This is a genomic window from Hyella patelloides LEGE 07179 (assembly GCF_900659865.1).
Lineage (GTDB): Bacteria > Cyanobacteriota > Cyanobacteriia > Cyanobacteriales > Xenococcaceae > Hyella > Hyella patelloides.
In genome coordinates, this window is the sequence record NZ_LR214038.1 from 1 (window position 1) to 9631 (window position 9631).

Annotated in this window: 10 protein-coding genes; 5 read left to right on the forward strand and 5 right to left on the reverse strand. The window is 37.0% G+C overall.

Translation table 11 applies throughout. The annotated features are described in order from the left end of the window. From H1P_RS36610 to H1P_RS27465, 5 genes are all read left to right on the forward strand, one after another. The coding region (locus H1P_RS36610; protein ID WP_186376177.1) for a hypothetical protein at nucleotides 1-1317 on the forward strand (1317 nt) is incomplete at its 5' end. 4 nt (nucleotides 1318-1321) lie between these two features. Further along, nucleotides 1322-3445 carry a type III-B CRISPR-associated protein Cas10/Cmr2 gene (locus H1P_RS27450; RefSeq protein ID WP_144873735.1) on the forward strand — a complete coding sequence of 708 codons (2124 nt, stop codon included), beginning with the start codon at nucleotides 1322-1324 and terminating at the stop codon, nucleotides 3443-3445. Next, nucleotides 3397-4497 carry a hypothetical protein gene (locus H1P_RS27455; protein ID WP_222427266.1) on the forward strand — a complete coding sequence of 367 codons (1101 nt, stop codon included), beginning with the start codon at nucleotides 3397-3399 and terminating at the stop codon, nucleotides 4495-4497. Before H1P_RS27450 ends, H1P_RS27455 begins: the two co-directional genes overlap by 49 nt. Before the next feature lies 1 nt (nucleotide 4498). Then, complete coding sequence (locus tag H1P_RS27460) at nucleotides 4499-5542, forward strand: RAMP superfamily CRISPR-associated protein (RefSeq protein WP_144873733.1); 1044 nt, start codon at nucleotides 4499-4501, stop codon at nucleotides 5540-5542. An 11-nt stretch (nucleotides 5543-5553) separates the two neighbouring features. Continuing rightward, nucleotides 5554-5973, forward strand: coding sequence for a hypothetical protein (locus H1P_RS27465; RefSeq protein WP_144873731.1), 420 nt, complete (start codon nucleotides 5554-5556; stop codon nucleotides 5971-5973). 360 nt (nucleotides 5974-6333) lie between these two features. Here H1P_RS27465 and H1P_RS36615 read toward each other — a convergent pair whose 3' ends face one another. The 5 genes from H1P_RS36615 to H1P_RS27485 all read right to left on the reverse strand — a co-directional run. Further along, nucleotides 6334-6489 carry a hypothetical protein gene (locus H1P_RS36615; RefSeq protein WP_186376175.1) on the reverse strand — a complete coding sequence of 52 codons (156 nt, stop codon included), beginning with the start codon at nucleotides 6487-6489 and terminating at the stop codon, nucleotides 6334-6336. Between the two features lie 22 nt (nucleotides 6490-6511). Next, nucleotides 6512-8371, reverse strand: a complete 1860-nt coding sequence (locus H1P_RS27470) for an RAMP superfamily CRISPR-associated protein (protein WP_144873729.1) — start codon at nucleotides 8369-8371, stop codon at nucleotides 6512-6514. 35 nt (nucleotides 8372-8406) lie between these two features. Then, on the reverse strand, nucleotides 8407-9021 hold the full coding sequence (locus H1P_RS27475; protein WP_144873727.1) for a hypothetical protein: 615 nt from the start codon (nucleotides 9019-9021) through the stop codon (nucleotides 8407-8409). Between the two features lie 20 nt (nucleotides 9022-9041). Then, nucleotides 9042-9383, reverse strand: a complete 342-nt coding sequence (locus H1P_RS27480) for a hypothetical protein (protein ID WP_144873725.1) — start codon at nucleotides 9381-9383, stop codon at nucleotides 9042-9044. A gap of 20 nt (nucleotides 9384-9403) precedes the next feature. Then, the coding region (locus H1P_RS27485) for a hypothetical protein (RefSeq protein ID WP_222427267.1) at nucleotides 9404-9631 on the reverse strand (228 nt) is incomplete at its 5' end.

Sequence of the window (9631 nt, forward strand, 5' to 3'; positions counted from 1 at the left end):
TTGAGCGATCAAGAAGAATGGGCGGAACAGAAAGAACTAGAGAATTCTAACCAACAAATCGGACAATTGGTTGCTAAAGATGGAAAATGGGCAAAGTCTTTTTTAGAAAGCTGGTTAAAAGAAAAAAACTATAATTACTCTCTAATAGATTTTAAAGTTAGTGCTTCAGATAAATACGGTATTGCTGATTGGGAAGCCTCAGATTATAAAATAACTTCCTTATTAAAAGACTATATTTCTCAAAAAAACGGTAAACTCTATTATCAAGATGGTACACAAGAAACTGAGATCGAAAAAATCATTATTCAACATTCAACTGGGACTCCTTCCTTAACAAGTGCGTTATATCTTTGGGGAATGGAGAAGAAATTAGCTGGCTATCTTGTTGAATTTCTTTATATTAGTGAAGAAGAAGGATATCTATATGAAGAGACTATTACTCATGAAGTAAATCATTGGCAATGGCATCTACAATTACCATTAATTAGAAAATTGTTAGCGATTAAAGATTTTAGTGGAGCTTTAGAGCTTGTTAAAGATGCACCCTTTAATAGCTCTCAAATCGAATTAATAAAAGATAGGCTAATAAATCTAGATAAAGCAGTTTCTTTTAATCTAATTGAGAAAAAGCTAAAGACGAAAGAAGATATTTTAGAAAGGATCGCGATCGCTTTATGGAGCGAACAATCTTTCAGAGAAGTCGAACATTGGATGCACTGGTATCTAAGAATAGCAGGAGCTTTTGAACTAGCATTGCTATTCTTAATAGAGCATCAAAGGTCTTTATTGATAGGGCAAAAAAATAATGATAGTTATACGACTTATGAATGGGAAACTTCTAATTTCTTTCCTAAATTAGTATTTGAATTTGAACTAGAAGAAGCTAGGAAGAAAAAACAAAAAATCAATATAGAAAAGATTAGTATAAATGACTTGGTTCAAAAATTGTTAACCAAAGGAAGTTACCAACACTTACATAAATTTGAAGACACGAATAAAGATAAACAAGAAAAAGAAATCGAACTTCAAGTAAGCAAAATTATAGATACAGAATGGAATGATTTTGTTAATAAATTTTATTGCCAAAATTGGAAAATTGGACAAGGAAGTCAGTTGGGATTTTGTTCGCTAAGAAATAAACTCTATCACAATCTATGTGGAGATAAATTAGATCGAGATTTAGATGCCGTTCAAGCTAGTGAAGTAGTAGAAAGGCTTAAATATATTCTTAAATTGAGTGGCATAGTAGAAGAAATTGATCGTAAAATTCAAGTCTATCAAGAACAGTACGAATCTCTAATGAAAGATTTATTTTAATTTAATGGCACAAATAGAATCGGTTTCTCAGCAATACACTCAAGTAGGAGTTCTTACTTTCAGTCCAGTGCAAGCCTTCTTAGGTGGGGGGAGAAAGTTAAGAGATTGGGCAGTAGGTTCTTGGCTATGTCATTATCTAACAGCAGCAATTATTGATCGTTGGGAACGAGACTTAAAAGGTAAGGTATTAATGCCTTTAACCTACAACTGCAAATTGAGTAAGTGGTTATCGAACGAACGGGAATATCCTATTACAGAAGAATTTTGGCGTGCCTCCTTACCCAATGTAATTACAGGACTGCATTCTCAAGATAATTGGCAAGAAATTGCAAAAAGCCTAGTCCGAGAAGAATGGCAAAAGTTAGTAAAAAATTTAGAAACAGTAACGATCCGTCCTGAAAACTACCGCCACTCAATCAACGGTATAGGCTGGAAAACGATAAAAAGAGATTGCGACTGTCTTTGGTCAGTGTATAGCGATTCTTTTCCCCTAGACCCCAGCACTTTACCAGAAACAATTTCTCAATTACACCAAAGAATTGACACTCAAAAACAAGGGCGACGCTGGAATAAAAGTTGGTGGGCGGGACGCACTAGCCCTACTGATGCTAGTCTTTCCATCTGGCATCCAGGAATGCAACCGATCGATAATCCTCAAGGAAAAGGTAGATGGGGAATGCCTTACGGCGAATTAAATCTCTGGTGGGAAAAACTAGCATCTTCTCATCGCAAGACGGGAATCTTCGATTCAAGCGATCGCTTGAATAGTTTGGAGTTGATAAAGAGATTGAGTTCTTTACCGAAAATTATCGAGCCTACTTTAGAACAAATTTGGAGTAGAAAGCCTCCACTTTGCCCTTGGGAAAGATTTCCCGATAGTTCGGCTGCTGCTGCAACTTGGATTGTTGATGGGGTTGCTGCAAATTACTGGAACAAACAAATTAGTAGTTGGCAAAAGACATTTTTACCAAAATCGAAAGCATCTGCGAAATGGGGAATTGATAAAGTAGACAAAAACGATTTTAATTACGGACATCCTCGTGTTCTAGAAAGAAGGAATGTCAGGGACTATTGGAAATCAAGATTTCAAAAGTTTAAAAAAATACAACAAAATAAGTTGGCAAAATGGGATGCTACTATTCCTGCTTCTTGGGACTGCACTATCGAATGGACGGTGGGCTGGCGGGGGGATGGAGACGATATAGGCTCTTGGATATCTGAAGAGCAATTTCAGAAGTTGAGACTAGATAAAGAACAATGGCATTTAGCAGAAGATAAATTTACCCGACATCGAGGAATACATTGGCACCCAAATGGCTATCAGCTATATCAAGATTGCAATCTTGCTAGAATCTTCAATTTTTTGACCTTGTTTCAATTTTGGAATGAACTCTTAATTCACCTTAGCGAAAAAGAGCATTACGGTAAAGTTATTTTTGCTGGTGGAGATGATTTTCTAGTTCTAGGCGGTTTGCACGATGCCATTCCTTTAACTAGCAATCTCTATCGTCTTTGGCGAGGAGAAGCAACCACAATCACCTCTCCTACTGAAGATGAGGGCTGGGTAAAGTTTGAGCCAGAACAACAACGGTATCCCGTACCAGGTAAATTTATTAACTTTAGTTTGGGAATAGTTATCGCTCAAAGGAGAATTCCGCAATCTTTGTGGCATCGAGGTTTAGAAAAGGCTTACAAAGAAGCCAAACTAGCAGGAAAAAACCGCGTTTGTTTGAATATCTTATTCAATAGCAATCAATCCTTTAAGTGGATTTGTCCTTGGTCTTTATGGACGTTGTTGATGGAAGAAACGCAACCCGATACTCAAGTTAATACAGCGTTAAATCGTTGGGAAAAATTACTTTTTTATATAGAGAGAACAAAACCTCAAGCTAATTCTCGCACTCAGGTAAAAAAACTTTTGACTGCTTTGTTAGAAAGCGTCGGTATTGCTCTTAATTGGGATAATGTTCGTCGCGCAGTTAGAAATGATGGTCGTCAAGAGATCGAAAATTGGCAGTGGTGGCAAGATTGGGTCAGTATTCGAGCTTTTTTGGCTCGCCAACAACTCAAACAAGAACAATGGAAAAGTCAAGTATTCCAGGAAGCACAGGAAGTAGCGAAATCATGAGCAGTTGGTATTCTCTAGTTCCCGCAGGAGGAGTTGCTTTGGGCAATCTAACTCCAGTGGGTCAAAATAGCGGTCGAGTAGGCTGTCGCTTTCCTCCTAACGGACACCATCTAGCAGCTTGTCTGAAACTACCCAATAACTGTCAGCTTTGGGGAGCGTTTTGGCACAATACTTCGAGGTCTAATGAAATTTATCTTGTTTTACCTCAAACTGTTTATTGTTTGGAAAAAGACTTAGTGAGTACTGACCCTATGCCAAAAAAGATTTATCGTTGTTATTGGCGAGAAGATCGCTGGCAAATTCAAGAACAACACCAAGGTTGCGAAGTAGCTTTCATCGGCGGACAGTATCTAATTCGAGGAACTCATTTTAGAAGCTTCTGGCAAAATGGTTGGATGAGGAATGCCGATTTAGTCCCAATAGCAAAAGTTTGGCAGTCTCTAATCTTGACTCATAACCGAAGAGAAGCATATCAAGTCTTAGATGAAGGAGGTTTTTTTGCTGAGATGGTAACTCTTATCGAGCCTGGATGGAGTATTTTAGTTAAAATCTTTGGTGATTACAGTCCTCCTGAATACAGTTGTTTGGGAGCGGGAGCGACACCCGTTACGATTAATCCTCTTGAAAAGATTAGAGAGGATTGGTTAGACTCCACTCCAGAAAATCCCGAAGGAGCGGTATTGCTTACTGGTGCTTTGTGGCAAGCTAAAGCCGACAAAGAAGACAAAGAGGACAAAGGATTGCCCGTTTCTATTCCTTACCCTATTTTTAACCATTCCAATCAAGTCTTTGCCTATGCATATGCAGCCGAACCAGCTATTCCCTGGCAATCTTGGAAAAAGATTAAATACGGTCGCAATCGCGAGCCAAGTACTTATACTCTGACACCAGGGGAGTGGTTAACTCCAGCAGGAGCGGTTTATCTCTGGCGTAAAGAGCTTGATAGTCCCATGACTCGTTCTGGTACTCTTCAAGATGACTCTAGCATAGATAAATCGAGAAAGCGTTTCAACAATTGGGCTTTGGGCTACGGACATTTATGGTTATTTTAAGATGAAACAATTAGAGTGGTTAGTTTGTCGCGATCCCGTTCATATCGGCGGTGCAGACAGCGACAGCAGGGGAAATCGCAATCCTATCTATCGCCTTCCCGACGGAACTCCTGTAATACCTGGAAGTTCTTTAAAAGGTGCTTTACGAGAACACGCCGAAGAATATCGAGTATCTGAAGAATATCGAGTATCTGTCGATTCTTGGTTTGGCAAAGAAGTTAGTCGGGAAACAAAAGATAATTCTGGGAAAACAGAGAATACCGATAATGACTATGAAGAAACTCAAACCACTCCAGGAGCGATCGCTTTAGGTTGGGCTTTTCCCCTTTGGTTTCCAGTGAATATTTTGGGTCATGGGAATTGGTGGATTACTTGTTCTGGCTGGCTCAAACGCTATCACCAACTAAACGGCGATTCTAGTTTTGCTTTTACTTGCGAGCGGGATGACGTTTATTGGATGCAGGAGAAAAGCTCAAAACCTTTATATTTTCGCTGGCTTAAAATTAGTGAAATTAAGCAATATACAGCTTCTCAAGATTTACCGATAATTACTTCAGAAATGGATAAAAGCAGATGTTTGATTGTATCAGACGATCGGATTAAACTTTTTGTCGATATGGGTTTAGTTAGACAACCCAGAGTTAATTTGAAAAGTCGCGAAGAGTACTGGAATGATTTAGAGAAAAACGAATCTAACGAAAACTCTGAAGAGAATAATTCTTTAGTAAAAAATTTATTTTCTGTCGAAGCACTACCGCCAGGAGCAATCTTTTACTTTACTTGGACGACGAGAAATTCTCGCTATGCTCAAGATTTTACCGCAGAAAAAGCTCGAAATAATTTTGCTATAGATACTGATCGTTGGGTAAAGTTTTTACGAGACGAGCATTACGTTGGTGGTTTATGGAGTATCGGTTACGGTCGGGTATCTATTTTTCAAGAAGAGAAAACAACCACTAAAAATGACAATAAATCAGACAAGCAACTCAATAAAAAGTCAGCAAACTCCCCTCAGTTGAATCCTCCACCTAAAATTATTAAATAGTAGTTACTGTAATGGCAATCTCACTTAATAGTATTGATTATGAAGTTTTCAAAAGGCTAGAACATAGAAAAAATGACTTGGGAAATTGGCAGGGTAAAGCTAGCGAAATTTCTGATTATGTCGCAACTTGGGGAATTTTAAGATTTTGGGCTTTATCTTTTAAAAAAGATGAGGAGAATTCAAGTAAAGTTAGTTATTTTGCTTGGCAAGTTGCTAGAGAAGTCTTGTGTCAAATAATAGATGATAGTTGGGGGATTGATAAAGATACTCTAATTAATGAGTTCAATGAAAAACTCTATAATGATGATCCTAATTTATTAAATGTTCAAACTCAAAGGCAAATGGTTATTGCTGAATTGTTGATTGAAATTGGAGATACAGTTCAGTTTTGGACAAATAGATTTAAAGATAGTCAGAAAAAAAATACTTAGTTTTATTTGACAATAAATTAGTTACAAGACTAGCGATCGCTAGTCTTTTTTTATGGAATATCCATTATTTTTAGATGGATGTTAGGTTTCAACTCAATATTTTCTAACAAGAATCAAAAGCTGAGTAAAAAAGAGGATAAGTATTCTTGGCTAGGATTAGGTTTCAACTCAATATTTTCTAACAAGAATCAAAAGCTGATTAGGATGAAGTTATTGATATCTATAAAAATAAGTTTCAACTCAATATTTTCTAACAAGAATCAAAAGACAAAACACCCAAATCAGCCAAAATACTGAAGGTGTACTGGGTTTCAACTCAATATTTTCTAACAAGAATCAAAAGACTGGGCTTCAAAAGCCCTAATATGACTGAACTTCAGGACGCTTTTTCGTGGGATAGTTGAAAAACTGAATTTTATTCATAATTAATGGCAATAAACCACCTTTAAAATCGCTGTAACTTATACAGTACAAGCCATCGACGGAGCTATACCAAATAATGGGTGTTTCAGCCATTGACGCTATCCCTCGAATACTATTAGCAACAAGACCAAACATTATTCCATAAATTAAAATCAAGAGCAGCTATTTCTTCATTGATTAGTAATTTGTGCATTTCAGAGTCAAAAACAGAAACTAAATTATAATGACCGCGATCGCTAATAGCATAACCAGATGGTCTACTCTCATTATCACCACACCAATCAGGTCTTTCTTGATTATTCCTCCGTCTTTTATTAGTTGAACAAATACAGTGAATTAACTCATTACGATAATGTTGTTTAATATTTTGCTTTGATTTCCAGAGGCTGATAATAGCACCGTTGAGATTGTCATCAAGGGTTTTTTGAGGAAATTCTGTAGTTATTTGATAAAAGATCGCTAATTGTTTGATTTGAGATTGTAAATTATGAATTAAAGCAATCTCTTCTTGTTCGATGGAAGAAGAATTGACTTCAAAACTACTGCCAAAATAAAGACTAAAAGGAATTAGCTGCCCGTCTTTTCCTTCCTTTTCTCTCTCAACGTGGTGTCGAGGTCTACGCCATCCTCTTCCTAAACCTCCTATTTGACTGGTAAAAGATAATAAATTATCTATTAAGAAATGAAATTCTCGATTACAGTCAACGTTAATAATCCAGATTTCATCAACAATATTCTTGGGAATATTTGAATACAGTTTCTTGCTATTAGAAGTTGCTCGGTTTTTAATTTCTACTAAATAGCTGGTTAAAGATAACTGTCCTAGCTTATCGGAACTACCAAAAATAGTATTTGTAAGAGCGATCGCATCATCTCTGTTAAGCATGGTTAATGCCAAACGAATAAAATGCCCTCTCAAGCAAGCCCTCAATACTTGAGGACTCCAGCGATAATCTTTTTTATTTTCAATAGCTGGTTTCATTCCCTTTAACTTAATTTTCCATTTACCAGGAGGAATCTTATTTTTATTCCCTATCCTGCCAAAACCAGAAGCAAGACCTTTACCAAGACCTTGATATAGAAGCATCATTCTTAGTTGCTTGCTGACAAATTCTTTTTGATTTGAGGCTAGAGAGTTATGGAAAGTGATTTTTAGTGGAGAGATCGGGTTATCATCGGAATTTTTATTTTTGGAAAACCGTTCAATAGCCTTATTCTTCGTTGTTGAATTCTTTGGTGTATTTTGTGGTGCGATCGCGGGAAATTGCCACATAACAGCTAGCTTATTATCTTTTTTGCCAAACACTTGCCAATCCTGTTGAGGATGTAAAGGAAAAGCCGTTAAATTTTTCAGATAAGTAGTTTCAAAGCGAATTGCTTTGGGCTTCCAGCCAATGCTCCGATCTTGACGAAATAGATAGCTATCCCAAAATAGATATTCCTCCTCGCTCAAGCTTGCTTCCTCTAAATTGTTTCGTTCTAATTTTTTGACTAAAATTGCAATCTTAGAACTTAGAGAAGGATTATTTATGACTAATTGTGGAAAACATTTATACCAAGTCAGAATGATGATACTTCGCTCGTATTCTTGACATAAACTAACGATCCACCTTAAAAATGAACCTCTCAAAGAAGAACCAGGAATACAAGATACTCCACTTATTTGGGCGGGTAAATTATGTCCTTCAGGTAATGCTCCTCCTCCTATTTGTAGGGGGCTGAGAATACTAAGATTATCTAGTTCAATTGTGGATGGGGTTTGATTGGCTGGAGGAATATCTTTACCCCACCAAGTTTCTGTAATATTTTTGATGTGAGTGGTTTGAGGACTCCATCCCTTGTCTGGTTGTTTTTGTTTCAATATTGGTTTTTTACTTTTTGCTATGTCACCTTGACTTGCTGATTGATTATTGGTTTTTGGTTCTTCTAAACCATACCAGTCGGGTAATTTATCGGGTAAAGACGTAGTTGTCATGATAATGAAGCCGAACTGAGTTCGACGAGATAGAGTTAAACCTGAAATCTCTTAGTAACTAAAACCTGAGCCAGAATATTTTTCTTGATTTGTTCCTGAGTGTTGTTGGCTAATGTATCGGACAGCCATTGCTTGACTTCTTCTTTTTTCTCAGGAGCTAACAACTTGGAATTAACTCGATTGATGCGATTGTAAACTCTAAAAGTCAATTCTTCTAAAGTGAGCTTTGCGCTTAATTTTTCAATTTCTGCTTCTAGATAAGGATCGATAATTTCGTCAATACGGCGAAAAAGTAGGGCTTGTAAGGGTTCATATATTAAGCTGCTAAAACTCAATTCGGGGGTTTCATTCTCGCCAAACTTTAACTTTACGGCAATAATTCGTAGTAGCAAAAAATAACCCGCTCCGATCAATAATGCTTCTAACCCCAAGGGAATGCCTGTAGTTTGGGCAAATATTGGGTAAATAATATAGGTAATAAAACCATTAACTAATGAGAGGATACCTACTAAACCATAAATTTGGCATCTGACTGCCCAATTAGGAGGTATCCAGATATCTCTTTGGGCATCAACCCAAGTCATAATCGCAGCAGTCAGAGTAGCAATTAGATCGTAGCTACTAAATGGTTCTGAAATATCAATAGACATTCGGCTAGAGCTATTAAATGTTATTGTTTTAGCTCTGCAATCTGCCGTTGTAACTTATCGTCGATATTAGGTTCTACATGATGAGGAAACTTCACAAGATTTGTGCTGATTTGTCTTTTAACTTGTCCCCCTTTCCAGGTTAAATAAACTCTTTCATCAAAGTCTGAATGTTGGTTTGGTTTTACTTTAACCAAGCCTTTTTCAACAAGATGACTTACCGCAGTATCAACTTGTGCGGGAGTTAGTAAAGATTCAATAGCTAAGTTTGATTTGCGACGAAAAGAAGTACGACCAAATGCTTTGAGCGTCTTGTGTTCTGCTTCATCTAATGTTAAAGGTTGTCTGGCTATGGCGAACACCATAATTTAAGTTACTCCTAAACTCAACTGACATTTTTCATTTCTTTTTCTGCTGCATCAGCAATCGCTTTTCTGACCCATTCCGTATAATTCGGTTTATCGTGTACCCACTGATGAATAGAAACGGGCAATCTCACTCCAGTTACTTTTTTGGAGAGAGGTTCATCGCCAATGGGAGCAAACTTCCCTCGCTCTCTGGGTTGCGATTGGCTTTTTTTATTTGTTGAAATTTGATTCATTTGATTTTTTTT